The 15,018-nt window shown below is 72.0% G+C and carries 10 protein-coding genes; 6 read left to right on the top strand and 4 right to left on the bottom strand.

What is annotated here, in order from left to right; all coding sequences use genetic code 11:
* Positions 1-114: 114 nt before the first annotated feature.
* Genes ACVTJA_RS15785 through ACVTJA_RS15775 form a run of 3 tightly spaced genes read left to right on the top strand, consistent with a single transcriptional unit; the run spans position 115 to position 1,783 of the window.
* Positions 115-720 carry an RNA polymerase sigma factor gene (locus tag ACVTJA_RS15785; protein WP_465840402.1) on the top strand — a complete coding sequence of 202 codons (606 nt, stop codon included), beginning with the start codon at positions 115-117 and terminating at the stop codon, positions 718-720.
* Entirely contained in the window at positions 720-1,262 is a 543-nt protein-coding gene (locus ACVTJA_RS15780) for a zf-HC2 domain-containing protein (RefSeq protein WP_465837196.1), read from the top strand. The genes ACVTJA_RS15785 and ACVTJA_RS15780 overlap by 1 nt, the downstream gene beginning before the upstream one ends.
* Positions 1,259-1,783 (top strand): hypothetical protein, encoded by a 525-nt coding sequence (locus ACVTJA_RS15775; RefSeq protein ID WP_465837195.1) that lies wholly within the window; start codon positions 1,259-1,261, stop codon positions 1,781-1,783. Before ACVTJA_RS15780 ends, ACVTJA_RS15775 begins: the two co-directional genes overlap by 4 nt.
* Before the next feature lie 18 nt (positions 1,784-1,801).
* On the opposite strand, the gene ACVTJA_RS15770 is transcribed toward ACVTJA_RS15775, so the two are convergent.
* The 3 genes from ACVTJA_RS15770 to uvrA all read right to left on the bottom strand — a co-directional run bounded on the left by ACVTJA_RS15770 (position 1,802) and on the right by uvrA (position 8,933).
* Positions 1,802-2,803, bottom strand: a complete 1,002-nt coding sequence (locus ACVTJA_RS15770; protein ID WP_465837194.1) for a DUF5996 family protein — start codon at positions 2,801-2,803, stop codon at positions 1,802-1,804.
* 183 nt (positions 2,804-2,986) lie between these two features.
* Positions 2,987-3,598 carry a glutathione peroxidase gene (locus tag ACVTJA_RS15765; RefSeq protein ID WP_465837193.1) on the bottom strand — a complete coding sequence of 204 codons (612 nt, stop codon included), beginning with the start codon at positions 3,596-3,598 and terminating at the stop codon, positions 2,987-2,989.
* 34 nt (positions 3,599-3,632) lie between these two features.
* On the bottom strand, positions 3,633-8,933 hold the full coding sequence (gene uvrA, locus ACVTJA_RS15760; RefSeq protein WP_465837192.1) for an excinuclease ABC subunit UvrA: 5,301 nt from the start codon (positions 8,931-8,933) through the stop codon (positions 3,633-3,635).
* Positions 8,934-9,069: 136 nt separating this feature from the next.
* Between uvrA and ACVTJA_RS15755 the strand changes: the two genes are divergently transcribed.
* A complete protein-coding gene (locus ACVTJA_RS15755; protein WP_465837191.1) occupies positions 9,070-10,071 on the top strand; it encodes a trypsin-like peptidase domain-containing protein in 1,002 nt (333 codons plus the stop codon).
* Positions 10,072-10,079: 8 nt separating this feature from the next.
* Here the strand turns inward: ACVTJA_RS15755 and ACVTJA_RS15750 are convergent, their stop codons facing one another.
* Positions 10,080-10,667, bottom strand: coding sequence for a DUF2378 family protein (locus tag ACVTJA_RS15750; RefSeq protein WP_465837190.1), 588 nt, complete (start codon positions 10,665-10,667; stop codon positions 10,080-10,082).
* A gap of 162 nt (positions 10,668-10,829) precedes the next feature.
* Between ACVTJA_RS15750 and ACVTJA_RS15745 the strand changes: the two genes are divergently transcribed.
* Both ACVTJA_RS15745 and ACVTJA_RS15740 read left to right on the top strand, forming a co-directional pair.
* Positions 10,830-13,127: a hybrid sensor histidine kinase/response regulator gene (locus tag ACVTJA_RS15745; RefSeq protein WP_465837189.1), complete on the top strand. Its 2,298-nt coding sequence runs from the start codon at positions 10,830-10,832 to the stop codon at positions 13,125-13,127.
* Positions 13,128-13,587: 460 nt separating this feature from the next.
* On the top strand, positions 13,588-15,015 hold the full coding sequence (locus ACVTJA_RS15740) for an OpgD/OpgG family glucan biosynthesis protein (protein ID WP_465840401.1): 1,428 nt from the start codon (positions 13,588-13,590) through the stop codon (positions 15,013-15,015).
* The last annotated feature ends 3 nt before the right edge of the window (positions 15,016-15,018 follow it).

The raw sequence follows: 15,018 nt of genomic DNA, 5'->3' as shown, positions 1-15,018 counted from the left end.
ATTCCAGCACAATCCGTAAACACAGACGGTACACCGTAACGAAAATAACCTTCTGCCGGCCCGGGGGTTGGAGGGGTTGTGAGCGCGGGAGACACAGGTGGGCGGGTGGTGGCAATGCCCTCGCGCGGCGCGCGGCCGGAGCTGGAGCGGGCCACGGACGAGGAGCTGTGCCGCGTCTTCCTGGAGGGCGAGCCGGCGGCCTTCGAGCTGCTGGTGAAGCGGCACCGCTCGCTCGTCTTCTCGCTGGTGCGGCGCTACGTGTCACGCCCGGAGGACGCGGCGGACCTGGCGCAGGCGGCCTTCCTGCGCGCGCTGGAGGCCTCGCGCCGCGTCTTCGCGCGCTTCACGCCACAGGGCCCCGCGCCCTTCCGCGCGTGGCTGGTGCGCGTGGCGCTCAACCTGGCGAAGAACCATGCGCGCCAGGGCCAGCGGTGGCGGCCGGTGCTGGTGGAGGCGGGGCCGGACGTGGTGGCGGCGGACCCGGCGGAGTCCGCGCAGGAGGGCCTGGAGCGCGGCGAGCGAGAGCGCCAGGTGCGCGCCGCGGTGCTCGCCCTGCCCCGCCGCCAGCGCGAGGTGCTGACGTTGCGCGTCGACGGGGGCCTGTCCTTCAAGGACATCGCCCAGACGCTGCGAATCACGGAGAACAACGCGAAGGTGCAGTTCCACCACGCGGTGAAGCGGTTGAAGGCGCAGGTGGGCGCTCCGGAGGAGAAGAGCTGATGGCCGCGTGCCCTGAATACGAGATGCTGCTGGACGTGCACGCCACGGGAGGCCTGGAGACGGACGAGGCCGCCCGCGTCCAGGCCCATGTGAAGACCTGCGACGGGTGCCGTGCGGCGCTCGCGTCGACGGTGGAAATCCTCGGGCTGGCGGAGCTGCCGCCCCTCGACGCCGAGGAGAAGGCCGAGGTGCAGGAGCTGCCCCGGCGCACGCTGGCCGCCTGGCGGCGGGACGCGCAGCACCACGGGCTGCGGCGCAGGACACTGGGCTCGCTGGCCGCCGCGGCGGCGGTGGTGGCGCTGATGCTGCTGGTGCCCGGCAGGCTCCACCTCTTCAAGAGCGGCGCCGGCACGGTGACGACGCCGAGCACTCCGCCACCCGCCGCGGCCTCCGTGGACTCCACCGAGGTGGACCCGGAGACCATGGCCGCCATCGAGGCGTGGGCCGGCCTGGAGCCGCTCGACGAGGATTCGGTCGCGTCCATGGACGACGGCGACCTGGATGAGGACCTGGACGACTTCGACATGGGAGAGACGCTGTGAGGACGATGAAGCGGACGCGCGGGGCGGCGCTGGCATTGGTGTTGTTGCCGTGGGTGGCGATGGCGCAGCCCTCCTCGGGGGACAAGGACCGCGGTGCCCGCGACGCGGAGCGCATCGAGCGCGTGGAGAAGCGCCAGCGGCTGCGGCAGGTGCTGGAGCTGTCCGACGCGCTGGAGCTGGACAACGCGCAGGCGCTGAAGCTGGAGGAGACGCTGCGTAGGTTCGACGAGCGCCGCCGCCCGCTGCGGGAGCAGGTGCGTGACGCCGCGCGCATCCTGCATGCCGCCGCGCGAGGTGACTCCGCGTCGCTGCCGCAGGTGGACGCGGCCGCCCAGCGCGCCTTCGAGGCCCGTGAGCGCATCGCCGTGCTGGACAAGGAGATGTATCAGGCGCTGGCGAAGGACCTGTCGCCGGAGAAGCGCGCGAAGCTCGCGCTCACCCTCGCGCGCAGCGAGGGCAAGCTGAAGCTCGGCAAGTGGAAGCGCAACGGCGGCGGCCCGGAGCTACCGCCCGTGGAGTGAGCCCGCTGCTTCAGGGCTTCAGGGCGCGGGCTGCTCGGGAAGCGTGGCCGACGTGTCCTGGGCGCGGCCCGCCTTCGGGTGCTCGGGCAGGTACAGCGGGCGCTCCAGCCGTGCCCGGTCCCACTGGCCAAGCTCCGCGCAGGCGTCATAGGTGCTCTGCAGGAAGTCGAGCAGATAGGCCCTTGGATTGTCGGCCCGCCGCACGTCGTCGTACGACAGCAGGTACTCCTTGAAGCCCGTGTCGTAGCGGGCCTCGGCCGGACGGACGCTCGAGGAGGAGAAGCCCTCCGGCTCCGGCGCGGCATAGCAGTAGAAGGCGGCGCCCTTCGTCTCCGGAGTGCCCGTCCAGAAGCCGGCGCTGCATACCTCCTCGCAGTACGACTCCCGGGTGATGATGTCCGCGCCCGGGCGTTCCGGCGCGCGGCGGCCGGAGAAGCGCGTCACCGCCAGGTCGAAGCTCCCCCAGAAGAAGTGCACCGGACTGCACTTGCCGGTGAAGCGCGAACGAAACTCCTCGAGGACCAGCGACGACTGGAGCAGGGCCCGCCACCAGCGCTGCACGTACTCCGGCTGGTAGCTGGCGTGGTGCCGGTCCTCGCTGAAGCGGGTGGTGTCGTCGGGAATCTCGACGGGCACGTCCCAGATGCGCACCTCGACGCCGAGCGAGCGCAGCGTCGCCATGACGTCCCGGTAGAACTCGTCCACGGGCCTCGGCTCCAGCCCGAGCACCCGTGTCTCTCCGCCGCTCGTCCGGAAGATGAGCTCGTGCACGAGGAAGTCGAAGTCCACCTCGAAGGCGCCGGTGCCGTAGGGGATGAGCCCCGTCGTCATGCCTCGCGCCGTCACGCGGAACGTCACGTTCCAGTAGTGGTTCTGCGGCGGCGTGAGGGCCAGCTTCACCTTGCCCAGGATTTGCGTGTACCGGTGCAGCGTCGCCTGGCTGTCGCGCCAGGCCTCCAGCGGCAGCTCCGGCCATGCGGCCTCCCGCATGTCCAGCTCGGGCGTCGACGCGAAGGCCATGGTGCCCCTCCTCGTAAGGCCAGCTCTGACCCTGAGGATGGGGACCGCGCCCGCGCGGATGCCACGCGCCCGGAATGGGCCGCACGCCATGAGGACGGGAAGCGAAGCGTCAGCCCCCGCGAATCCCCACACGTGCGGCCGGGTACAGCCAGCGGACGGCTTCTCGCCGCCCCGGGCCAACGGCTACTTCTGCGCGAGCGCGCCGTCGATGGCGGCCTTCAGCTCGGCGCTGTCGGGCGTCACGGCGCTCGGGAAGGCGGCCTTCACCTGGCCGTCCTTGCCCACCACGTACTTGTGGAAGTTCCACTTGGGCGCGGGGTGGTTGCGCGCGAGGAACTCGTAGACGGGGGACTGGCCGTCGCCCTTCGTCTTCACCTTCTCGAACATGGGGAAGGTGACCTTGTAGCGCAGCTCGCAGAACTTCTTGATTTCCTCCGCGCTGCCCGGCTCCTGCCCTCCGAAGTCGTTGGAGGGGAAGCCCACCACCACGACGCCCTTGTCCTTGTAGTCCTGGTACAGCTTCTCCAGGCCCGCGTACTGCGGCGTGTAGCCGCACTGCGACGCGGTGTTCACGACGAGGACGACCTTGCCCTGGAAGTCGGACAGCTTCTCGGTCGTACCATCGAGGCGGTTGGCCGTGAGGTCATGGAAGGACATGGGCTTCTTCTCGCTCTGGGGCTCGGCCTTGGCGGCCGGAGCCTGTGCAGGAGGGGTGGGCTTCGCGGGCTTGTTCGCGGCGAGCGCCGGGGTGACGGCGAGCGCCGCGAACAGGGTCAGGGTGTGGAGGGTTCGCATGCGTCCGCAAGGATGCCGGACGTCCTCGCGCGTTTCACGCCCTTCTCGCAGCCGCCCGGGGCCGTGCGTCCTCACCGGAAAACAGTGACTTGAGCACCCGCCCGGTGGGCGTCTTCAGCTTCGCCACTTCACGGGGAGTGCCCGTCGCGACGATGTGGCCGCCTTCCTCACCACCCTCGGGCCCCAGCTCCACCACGTGGTCCGCCGCGCCGATGACGGACGGGTGGTGCTCGATGACCACCAGTGTGTCGCCTCGGTCCACCAGCCGGCCCATGAAGGTAATCAGCTTCTCCACGTCGCCGATGTGCAGGCCCGTGGTGGGCTCGTCGAGCACGTACAGCGTGGGCTCGTGCCGCGCGGTGGCCGTCAGCTCCGCGGCCAGCTTCAGCCGCTGCGCCTCGCCGCCGGACAGGGTGTTGGAGCCCTGGCCGAGCTGCAGGTAGCCGACGCCGAGGTCCGCCAGGCACTCCAGCGGCGCGGCCACGCGGGGCAGCGCGCGGAAGACATCCTTCGCCTCGTCGGCGGACAGCCGGAGCACGTCGCCGATGGTCAGCCCGTTGTAGCGGACCTCCAGCGTGGCCGCGTCGAAGCGCGCGCCGTTGCACGCCTCGCACGGCGTCACCACGTCCGGGAGGAAGGACATCTCGTGGGAGATGGAGCCCTGTCCCTCGCACGCGGTGCACCGGCCGCCCTGCGCCGAGTTGAACGAGAAGCGAGTCGCCGTGAAGCCGCGAATCTTCGCCTCGGGCGTGGCCGCGAAGACGCGCCGCAGCTCGTCCCAGATGCCCAGGAACGTCGCCGGCACCGAGCGCGGCGTGCGGCCGATGGGCGACTGGTCCACCGACAGCACGCGCTTGATGGGCTCCACCCCGCGCAGCGAGTCGAACGCGCCGGGCTTCACGGTGACGCGGTCCAGCGCCTCGCGCAGCGCCGGGTACAGCACCTGCCGGATGAGCGTGCTCTTCCCCGAGCCGGACACGCCGGACACGACGTTGAGCCGGCCAATCGGGAGCTTCAGGTCCACGCGCTTGAGGTTGTTGGCGCGAGCACCCTTCAGCTCCAGCCACTGCCTGGGCTCACCGCGTCCGGACGGAGGCCGCACCTGCGCGGCCCGCAGCGCGGTGGCCGTGGGCGAGTCACCCTCCAGCACCACGTCCGGCGCGCCCTCCGCGAGGATGTGCCCGCCGCCGCGTCCACCCGTGGGCCCCAAGTCCAACAGGTGGTCCGCCGCGCGGATGGTGTCCGAGTCGTGCTCCACCACCAGCACCGTGGAGCCCGTGGCCACCAGCGCGCGCAGATTGTCCAGCAGCCGGTGCGTGTCGCGCGGGTGCAGGCCGATGGTGGGCTCGTCCAGCACGTACATGGCGCCGGTGAGGCCCGCGCCCAACTGCGCGGACAGGCGCAGTCGCTGCATCTCCCCGCCCGACAGCGAGGCCGCGTTGCGGTCCAGCGAGAGGTAGCCCAGGCCCACGCGCTCCAGGAACTCCAGGCGGCGCAGCAGCTCCTGGCGGGACTGCTCGCCAATCAGCGCCCGGTCGCCCTTGAACTTCCACGCGCGCACGCGCGTCAGCGCCGCGGCCACGGACGGCTGCACCACCTCGTGGTAGCGCGCGCCCTCCAGCCGCACGCCGCGAGGCACCGGGGCCAGCCGGCTGCCGCCGCACGTGCGGCACGGCGACACCTCGCCCTCGGCCATGGCCTCCGCGCCGCCCTCCACACCGGTGCCCTCGCACGACTCGCAGCGGCCCTGCTTGGTGTTGAAGGAGAACCAGCGCGGGTCCAACTCCGGCACGGCGGTGCCGCACTTCGGGCAGGTGCGCTCGGTGGACAGCAGCGTCTCGCCCTTCCCTCCGCCCACCTTCAGCGCGCCCTGGCCCCAGCCCAGCGCCTTGTCGAACACGTCACGCGGAAGCTTGGACAGCTTGCCCTCGTACATGACGAGGTCGATGTCGTGCTCGCGCGACTTCGTCAGGCGCGGCGGGTCGTCCGTGGACGCGAGCTTCCCGTCGACAATCGCCTGCGCAATCCCCGCGCGCGCGGCGGCGGCGAAGACATCCAGGTAGGTGCCCTTGCGAGCGCGCACCGCGGGCGCCAGCACCGTGCCCTCGCCCTTCATCGCCGTGAGCTGCGCGTACAGCACGTCCGGCGTGGTGGAGGCGATGGGCGAGTCGTCCTTCGGGCAGTGCGGCTCGCCCAGCTTGGCGAAGAGGAGCCGCAGGTAGTGCGCCACCTCGGTGACGGTGGCCACGGTACTGGTTGCGCCCGCGCGCGAGGTGCGCTGCTCCAGCGCCACCGACGGCGGCAGCGAGCCGATGCGCTCCACGTCCGGACGCGGCATGGTGGGGAGGAACTGCCGCGCGTACGGGCTCAGCGTCTCCAGGAAGCGGCGCTGCCCTTCCGCGAACACCACGTCGAACACCAGCGAGCTCTTGCCCGAGCCGCTCGGCCCCGTGACGACGGTCATCTTCCCGAGGGGAATCTTGCAGGACACCTCCTTCAGGTTGTGCTCGCGCGCGTGCTCCACCTCGATGGCGGGCACCGCGTCCTTCCCCGGCCGGCGCAGCTTCACCGAGCGCCCCAGCGGCCGGTGCTCCCCACGCAGCGCCTTCGCGGTGGCGCCGTTCGTACGGGCCACGTCGTCGGGAGTGCCCTCGGCCACGAGCCGGCCACCATCACGCCCGCCCACCGGGCCCAGATCAATCACCCAGTCCGAGCCCTTCATCACCGACACGTCGTGGTCCACGACGATGACGCTCGCGCCGCGGTCCACGAGCTCATGCAGCGCGGCGATGACGTGGCGCACGTCCTCCGCGTGGAGGCCGGCGCTGGGCTCGTCGATGAGGAAGAGCGTGCCCTTCGCCTCGCTGGCCAGCGCGCGCGCCAGCTTCAGCCGCTGCGCCTCGCCGCCGGACAGCGTGGACAGGGGCTGTCCCAGCGGCAGGTAGCCCAGGCCCAGCCGGGCCGCCGGGCCCAGCGTGCGCCGGAGGGCCGCGTCGTCACCGAAGTGCTGGAGCACCTCGTCCACCGTCATCTCCAGCACCTGCGCCACGCTGAAGCCGTGGTGGCGGACGGCGAGCACGTCCTCCTTGAAGCGCCGGCCCCGGCACGCCGCGCACAGGAGCGCCACGTCCGCGAGGAACTGCATCTCCACCGTCTCGTAGCCCTCGCCCGAGCACGCCTCGCACCGGCCCTTGTCCACGTTGAAGGAGAAGTGCGCCGCGGTGAGGCCACGCACCTCCGCGTCCGGCTCCGCGGCGAAGCGCTCGCGCATCCGGTCCCACGCCTTGGTGTACGTGGCCGCGTTGCCGCGCGACGTGCGACCCAGCGGGGACTGGTCCACGAAGGTGACGTCCTCCACGGCCTCCATCCCCTCCACCGCATCCGCCGCGCCCGGGGCCTCCACGTCCTTCACGTTCAGCCGCCGCGCGAGGTGCCGGTACAGCACCTCGTCCATCAGCGTGCTCTTGCCGGAGCCGCTCGGCCCCGTAATCGCGCACAGCACGCCCAGCGGCACGCGCACGGAGAGGTTCTTCAGGTTGTGCTCGCGCGCGCCCTTCACCACCACTTCGCCCGTGCGCTGGCGCGGCGTGCGCTTCGTCTCGCCGCTGCCCGCGAGCATGCGTCCCGTGGGCAGGTCCGTCTTCTTCGCCAGCGCCTCCGGGGTGCCGTCGAAGACCCGCTTGCCGCCCTGCTTCCCCGCGCCCGGGCCCAATTCCAGCACGCGGTGCGCGGAGCGGATGACCAGCGGGTCATGCTCGATGACGAGCGCGATGTTGCCCCGCTCCGCCAGCTCGGCGATGGCCTCCGTCAGCGGCGGCACGTCACCGGGGTGCAGGCCCACGGTGGGCTCGTCCAGCACGAAGAGCGCGCCGGTGAGCGAGGTGCCCAGCGCCGCCGTGAGGGACACGCGCTGCGCCTCGCCGCCCGACAGCGTGCGCGCGGGCCGGTCCAACGTGAGGTAGCCCAGGCCCACCCGCTGCAGGTAGCGCAGGCGCCCCGCCAGCTCGCGCCGCGCGAGGTCTCCCTGGCCCGTGGTCGTCTTCAGCGCCTCCAGCCGCGCCAGCGCGTCCGTCAGCTCCAGCCCGTGCCACGAGGGCAAATCCAGCCCGCCCACACGGTACGCCCGCGCCTGCTCGTTGAGGCGCGCGCCGCCGCAGCTCTCGCAGAGCGAGTATGCGCGGTAGCGGGCCAGCAGCACGCGCACGTGCATCTTGTACGTGCGGCCCTCCATCCACCGGAACCACGCACGCACGCCCGGGTAGGCGCGGCCGCCGTGGTAGTCACCCTCGCCCTCCAGCACCAGCTCCTGCTGCGCGGGCGTCAGCGTGGCCCACGGCGCGTCCCAGGGAATCCCCTGCGCGCGGCACCAGCGGTGGAGCATGTCGCGCTCCCACGACGTGGACTGGCCGGACCACGGGCGGATGGCGCCCTTCGACAGGCTCAGCGACGGGTTGGGAATCACCTTCCCCCAGTCGATGCCGATGGTGCGCCCGAAGCCGCGGCACGCCGCGCACGCGCCCACCGGGGACTGGTAGCTGAAGAGGCCGGGCCGCGCGGGCTCGAACTCCTTCGCGCACTTCGGACACACCAGGCCGCGCCGCAGCCGGTGCGGCGCCTTCCCGGGGATGAAGGCCAGCGCCTCACCGTCCCCGCGCGCCCACGCGTCCTCCAGCGCCTGCGTCACGCGCGACAACTGCGCGTCCGTCAGCTTCACGCGGTCCACCACCACGCGCGCCACGCCCGCCGGGTCCGTGGCCTCGGAGGGCTTGAGCGACTCCAGCTCCTTCACCTCGCCCTGTACCACCAGCCGGTGGTAGCCGTCCTTCAAGAGCCGCGCGCGCACGTCCAGGAACGCCGCCGTGTCGGGGATGCGCACCGGGAAGGTGAGCACCGCCTGCGCGTCCGGGTGCTCGCGGATGACGGCGGCCGCCGCCACGCGCGCGTCCGTGCGCACCGCCTCCACGCCGCACGTGGGGCACACCGGCACCGCCTCGCGCGTGAAGAGCGCGGAGAGGTAGGGCTCCACGTCCGCCAGCGTCGCCACCGTGGAGCGCGAGCTCTTCACCGGGGCCCGCCGGTCCACCGCCACTCCGGCCGCCACGGGCTCGAGCGCGTCCATGGGCGGCCGCTCCAGCCGCTCGAGGAACTGCCGGGCATACGGGCTGAAGCTCTCCACGAAGCGCCGCTGCCCCTCCGCATACAGGGTGTCCAGGGCCAGGCTGGATTTGCCCGTGCCGGAGACACCGGTGATGCAGACGAACTCCCCTTCCGCGAGGTCCACGGAGAGGTCCTTCAGGTTGTGCGTGCGAGCGCCTACGAGGTGAGTCTTGTGCATGGAGGCCGCAGGTTTAACGAGCGGACACTTCGGCGCCAACGACAAGTAGGACTCGGGTGCAGGAGGCCCTCCCCCGGGTTGGGGGCCGAGCAGGCGGCTGGTAGAACGAGGGCATCCACGACGCAGGAGGTCATCCATGTCCGAGGGCCCCGATAGGACGCCGCCCCGGGATGCGCTGGTCCAGGCCTCCCCGTCACTGGTGGTGCTCGAAGTCGACGGGCGCACCACCTCCGCCTTCGTGGCCACGGCCCAGGGCCACCTCGTCACCAGCCTCCACGCGGTGGCCGGCGCGCGCAGCATCGGCGCGGTGCTGGCGGACGGGGTGCGCTCGGAGGTGGTGCAGGTGGCGGCGCTGGACGAGCGGAGGGATTTGGCCGTCCTCCGGCTGCCCCTGCCGGACATGGTGCCCGCGCTCTCGCTGTCCCCGCAGCGGCTGCCCGCGGAGGGTGAGAGCGTCTACGTCCTGCGCGCGGTGGGCGGGCCGGCCCCCGAGGTCCGGGCGCTGGAGGTGCGCGCGGTGCAGGTGCTGGGGGACTGGCTCACCCTGCTGGAATTGACGCGCACCCTCTCCGAGGAGACCTCGGGCGGCCCGGTGCTGGACGCGCGCGGCGAGGTGGTGGGCGTGGCCACCGCGGCCCTGGCCAATGGCCGCTCGCTGGGGCTGGTGATTCCGTCCCGCTACGTGATGCCCATGCTCAAGAACACCGCGACGGCGCCGCTGTCCGCGCTGGAGGCGCCCCGGAGGCGCGCGGGCCGCGTGCGCAACGTCCCGCAGCACCCGCTGAGCGTGCTGGAGGGCGCGCCCGCGGGCGCGGTGGAGTCCATCGCCACCACCCTGGGCCAGGCCATCAACGTGGGCGCTCCGGCCTACAACCGCGGCGACGTGGAGGGCTGCTACCGGCTCTACGCCCGCACCGCCGAGCAGCTCATCGACGAGCGCCCCGACTGTCCCGGCGCCCAGCGCGCCCTGCGGGATGGGCTCCTGCGCTGCGTCGAATTGACGGACGCGGATGACCGGGCCTGGGCCCTGCGCGACGCCTTCGACGGGCTCCTGGACGTCATCCAGCGCTGGCTCGCGTCCCGCGCCCCGGCGTCAACGGGCAGGCAACCCCCACCCCCGAAGCGGTTCCTCAATTGAACCGGGCGTCAGCCCTCGTCCCACCGGACGTGCAGGACGTAACCGTGGGGGTGGCGCTCCAGCACCTCCACCTGGGGCGTCACCCGGGTGCGGACCAGCACGGCCTCCACCACCCCCGCGACGAAGTCCGGCAGCGGGTCCGGGTCCACCACGCGCACCCGCCACTCGCGGGACTGCACCGGCTCCAGCATCATCTTCATGTCCTCGCGGCCCGCCTTCATGTACGTGGGCAGCCGCGTCAGGCACCGCTCCGTGCCCAGGAGCGGCGCCGCCGTGGCGAAGATGCGCCCCACCAGCGTCTGCGCGAAGCCCTCCACGTACCTGGCCCCCAGGGCCCGGTTGGCGACCTCGACGGGCTCCCCCGCGTAGGCGTACCGCCGCGCCACACCCAGCGCCGCCCGCCACACCGTCAGCGGGTAGTACTCCTGCGCGGCCTCCGAGTCGTAGCCGATGTCACGCAGCGACTGGGCGAAGCTCCCGGTGGGCTTCAGCGCGTGGACGAAGAGCCCCTCGAAGTTCCGCCTCGGCACCTGCACGGGCATGGGAGGAAGCCTCCGAGTCTCCAGGGCAGGCTCGCTCAATCCCCTCTCGTCCATGCGTGTCCCCCCTCCTACAGCACCGGGTGGCAACCCGGTCCGTGCCGCAGTGTATCAGCCTGGTGACCCCTTGCCCCCGTTCCAGCTGACATCGCTAAGGACACTACACTTTTACAACTGGACGCCTCGTGCGACGATGACCGTTCGTTTGCGAGGAGTTCCATGCGGGTCCTGATCGTCACCCAGGGAGGGGCGGACCTGGCGCCGCTGGAGGCCCGGCTGCGGGAGCGTGGGCACACGGTCGTCACCGCGGCGCGCGACGCCGAGGTGCCGTCCATCTGGCGCTCGGGCGCCTGTGCGCTCGTCGTGGTGGACACCCACACCTCTTCATCTCCGATTCCCCTGCTGCGCGCCCTGCGGAGCCTGCCCGGCGGAATGGAGGCCGTGGTGCTGCTGCTGGGCCCGCGCTCGGCGCTGCGCTTGCTGCACGCCGCCGTCGAGGCCGGCGCGGACGAGGTGCTGGCGTGGCCACCGGACACCACGGAGCTGGAGCTGCGGCTGGAGCTGGCCGAGCGCCGCTTCGCCCGGCGCCAGAGCCGCACCAGCGTGCCCTCCGGCGACGAGCTGCGCGACAGCCTGCTGTCGGTGTCCCCCGTCCCCACGTCGATTACGACGCTGACCGACGGCCGCATCGTCGCGGCGAACGACGCCTACTTCCAGGCCTTCGGCTACACGCGCGACGAGGTCATCGGCCGCACCACGGTGGACCTGCGCCTGTGGGAGCGCCCCTTCGACCGGGCCCAGGTGGTGGAGCGGCTGAGGCGCCACGGCGCGGTGCGCGGCGTGGACGCGCAGTACCACACCCGCACGGGCGAGGTGAGGCACACGCTGCTCTTCATGGGGCTGGTGCCCTACAACGGCTCGCCGCACATCATCTCCTTCTTCCCGGACATCACCCCGCTCAAGCGCGCGGAGGAGGAGCTGCGCCGCTCCGAGGTCAGCTTCCGCACCCTCATCGAGAACCTGCCGGACCTGATGGCCGTCTTCGACAAGGGCGCGCACGTGCGCTACGCCAACCCGAGGACGGCCGCCGCGCTGGGCTACTCGGACATGCGCGAGCTCATCGGCAAGCACATCTCCGAAATCATCCCCCCGGAGGACTTCGTCTCGGCGGACCGGCGCATGCACGAGGCGCTGCGCACCGGCCGCGCCGCGCTCCAGGAGCGGCGCCTCCTGCGCAAGGACGGCACCATCCTCCCCGTGGAGTCCACCACCTTCCCCCTCGCCTTCGACGGCCAGGACTCCATCGTCTCCGTCTCGCACGACCTCACCGAGCGCCACCAGATGCAGGCCCGCCTCATGCTCGCCGAGCGCATGGCCTCGGTGGGCACGCTCGCGGCCGGAGTGGCGCACGAAATCAACAACCCGCTGGCGTACCTCACCGCCAACCTCGCCTTCGCGCGCGAGGAGCTCAACTCGCTTCTGTCCAACTGGATGAACGAGATGGACGCGAAGGCCGCGGGCGCGGTGGCGGACGCGCAGTCCGCGCTCGCCGAGGCCCAGCAGGGCGCGGAGCGGGTGCGCACCATCGTCCGCGATTTGAAGACGTTCAGCCGGGTGGACTCGGCGGACAACATGGACGTGGACGTGCGGGAGGTGCTGGAGTCCACGCTCAACCTGGCCACCACCGAAATCCGTCACCGGGCGCGGCTGGTGAAGCTGTTCGACGACGTGCCCCGCGTGCGCGCCAACGAGTCGCGGCTGGGCCAGGTGTTCCTCAACCTGCTCGTCAACGCCGCGCAGGCCATTCCGGGCGGCGCGCCGGAGCGGCACGAAATCCGCGTGGCCACGCGCGTGGGGAGCAACGGCCGCGTGGTGGTGGAGGTGGCGGACACCGGCGTGGGCATCTCCGCCGAGCACCTGCCCCGCCTGTTCGACCCCTTCTTCACCACGAAGGCGCCCGGCGTCGGCACCGGGCTCGGGCTGTCCATCTGCCACAGCCTGGTGGCGTCGCTGGGCGGTGAAATCCACGTGGAGAGCGAGCCCGGCAAGGGCTCCACCTTCCGCGTCCTCCTGCCCCCGACGAAGCCCGTGGAGGCCGCCCCGCAGGCCCCCCCGCCCCCCCAGCCGTCTGGAGAGCGACGCGGCCGGCTGCTGGTGGTGGACGACGAGCCGCTCGTCGTCACCGCGCTGGGCCGCACCCTCCGGCCCCACCACGACGTCACGCTGTCCACCCGCGCCCAGGAGGCGCTGGAGCGAATCGAGGCCGGCGAGCGCTTCGACGTCGTCTTCTGTGACTTGATGATGCCGGGGATGAGCGGCATGGACTTCTACTCGGCTCTGCAGGAGCGCTACCCGGAGCAGGCCCGGTGCGTGGTGTTCCTCACCGGCGGCGCCGTCACCCAGCAGGCCCGCGCCTTCCTGGAGTCCGTCCCCAGCCCCCACCTGGAGAAGCCCTTCGCCGGCAGGGAATTGCTCTCCCTGGTCCAGGAGCGCCTGCGCCGCGCCTCCGCGCCGTAGCCGCCCGCCCCCACCCCGAGTCCGTGTTGGCTTGTGGAAGTTTTGGACAGCCCTGTTCCGGGGCTGCCCCTCTCGTCCCCAACGCCGGCAACGCCGAGCCGGGGAGAGGTCTCCTCATACCTCTCCATTCCTGAGATTCCTTGGGGCCGCAACTGGATTGCGTCTTCAGAGCCTGGGAATTCCAGGGGTTCCGGAGGGGGCCCGGTGGGTCATGACGCGCTGGTACGCGGGTTGCTCAGGCCCTGACGCGCTGCACCGGGAGTGAGGTGCGGCTTGAAAGTCGGGCGCAGGTCCGAAGGACCCGGGGGGTCGTTCGACGTACCGGTTCATTCGGAGGCACCTGGACGTGAAGTCGTTGGGGCACAAGTTCTGGAGCGCGTGGCTGTGCGCGGCGGTGGTGGCCTCCAGTGGGGTCGCCGGCGCGAAGCAGCCGTCCGCGCCCACGAAGGCGGGAACGAAAATGCAGGCCTTCAGCGCCGCCACCGTCGTGGAGCGCGCGAAGGCGCTCGCCGCGCGCCCCTACCAGGAGCCCCGCTCGACGCTGCCCGAGGCGTACCGCGGCCTCTCGTATGACGCGTACCGGGACATCCGCTACCGCAACGACCAGGCGCTGTGGCGCGAGGACGGGCTGCCCTTCCAGGCGCAGTTCTTCCACCCCGGCTTCCTCTTCCCCATCGCCGTCGTGGTGAACGTGGTGGAGAACGGCCGCGCGGAGGCCGTGCGCTTCTCGCCGGACCTGTACACGTACGGCTCGCTGGTGAAGCCGGGCCCGCTGGCCAAGGCGGACGGCTTCGCGGGGCTGCGCCTCACCCACCCGCTCAACCGGCCCGAGCACTTCGACGAGGTGGTGTCCTTCCTCGGCGCCAGCTACTTCCGCTCGCTGGGCCAGGGCAACGTGTACGGCCTGTCCGCGCGCGGGCTCGCCATCGACACCGCGCTGCCCACGCGCCCCGAGGAGTTCCCCGCGTTCCGCGAGCTGTGGCTGGAGCGCCCGGCGCCCGGCGCGGACCGCGTGGTGGTGCATGCGCTGATGGACAGCCAGAGCGTCACCGGCGCGTACCGCTTCACGCTCATCCCCGGCGCGCGCACGGTGATGGAGGTGGAGGCCACGCTCTTCGCGCGCAAGCCGGTGGAGCAGCTCGGCCTCGCCCCGCTGACGAGCATGTACCAGTTCGGCGAGAACGACCGGGGCGGCTTCGACGACTTCCGCCCCGAGGTGCACGACTCGGACGGCCTCTTCGTGTGGACGCAGGACGGCGAGCAGCTCTGGCGACCCCTGCAGAACCCCGCGCACCTCAACGTCTCCAGCTTCCGCGCGAAGAGCCCGCGCGCCTTCGCGCTCCTGCAGCGCGACACCGACTTCCGCAGCTACGAGGACCTGGAGGCCCGCTACGAGCGCCGCCCCAGCGCGTGGGTGGAGCCGGTGGGCGACTGGGGCCCGGGCGTGGTGCGGCTGGTGGAGATTCCGACGAACACCGAGGTGAACGACAACATCGTCGCCTTCTGGGTGCCGGACGCGCCGCTGACGCCCGCCGCGCCGCTGCGGTTTGCGTACCGCCTGCACTGGGGCGCCGAGGCGCCGTGGGCCGCGTCGGGCTCCATCATCACCGCCACGCGCGTGGCCGCGGGCGACACGGCGGGCGCGCGGCGCTTCGTGCTCGACTTCTCGCGCTCGCCCCGGCCGGGCGATGGGCCGGTGGAGGCCGTCGTCACCGCCTCCACGGGGAAGGTGCTGCGCACCACCGTGCGGCCCCATGACCTCACCGGCGGCTGGCGCGCCACCTTCGAGCTGCTGCCCGACGGCGGCGCTCCCGTCGAACTTCGCGCGTACCTGAGACGCGGTTCCGAGACCCTCACCGAGACCTGGAGCTACCTGTGGATTCCGTGACGA

Source organism: Pyxidicoccus sp. M6, assembly GCF_055568925.1.
This window is presented reverse-complemented; position numbering and strand designations above follow the sequence as displayed.

What these genes read in the sequence shown, in the direction of transcription:
- ACVTJA_RS15785 (WP_465840402.1), top strand. Translation starts at nt 115, where the DNA reads ATGCCCTCGCGCGGCGCGCGGCCGGAGCTGGAGCGGGCCACGGACGAG.
- ACVTJA_RS15780 (WP_465837196.1), top strand. Translation starts at nt 720, where the DNA reads ATGGCCGCGTGCCCTGAATACGAGATGCTGCTGGACGTGCACGCCACG.
- ACVTJA_RS15770 (WP_465837194.1), bottom strand. Translation starts at nt 2,803, where the DNA reads ATGGCCTTCGCGTCGACGCCCGAGCTGGACATGCGGGAGGCCGCATGG.
- ACVTJA_RS15765 (WP_465837193.1), bottom strand. Translation starts at nt 3,598, where the DNA reads ATGCGAACCCTCCACACCCTGACCCTGTTCGCGGCGCTCGCCGTCACC.
- uvrA (WP_465837192.1), bottom strand. Translation starts at nt 8,933, where the DNA reads ATGCACAAGACTCACCTCGTAGGCGCTCGCACGCACAACCTGAAGGAC.
- ACVTJA_RS15755 (WP_465837191.1), top strand. Translation starts at nt 9,070, where the DNA reads ATGTCCGAGGGCCCCGATAGGACGCCGCCCCGGGATGCGCTGGTCCAG.
- ACVTJA_RS15750 (WP_465837190.1), bottom strand. Translation starts at nt 10,667, where the DNA reads ATGGACGAGAGGGGATTGAGCGAGCCTGCCCTGGAGACTCGGAGGCTT.
- ACVTJA_RS15745 (WP_465837189.1), top strand. Translation starts at nt 10,830, where the DNA reads ATGCGGGTCCTGATCGTCACCCAGGGAGGGGCGGACCTGGCGCCGCTG.
- ACVTJA_RS15740 (WP_465840401.1), top strand. Translation starts at nt 13,588, where the DNA reads ATGCAGGCCTTCAGCGCCGCCACCGTCGTGGAGCGCGCGAAGGCGCTC.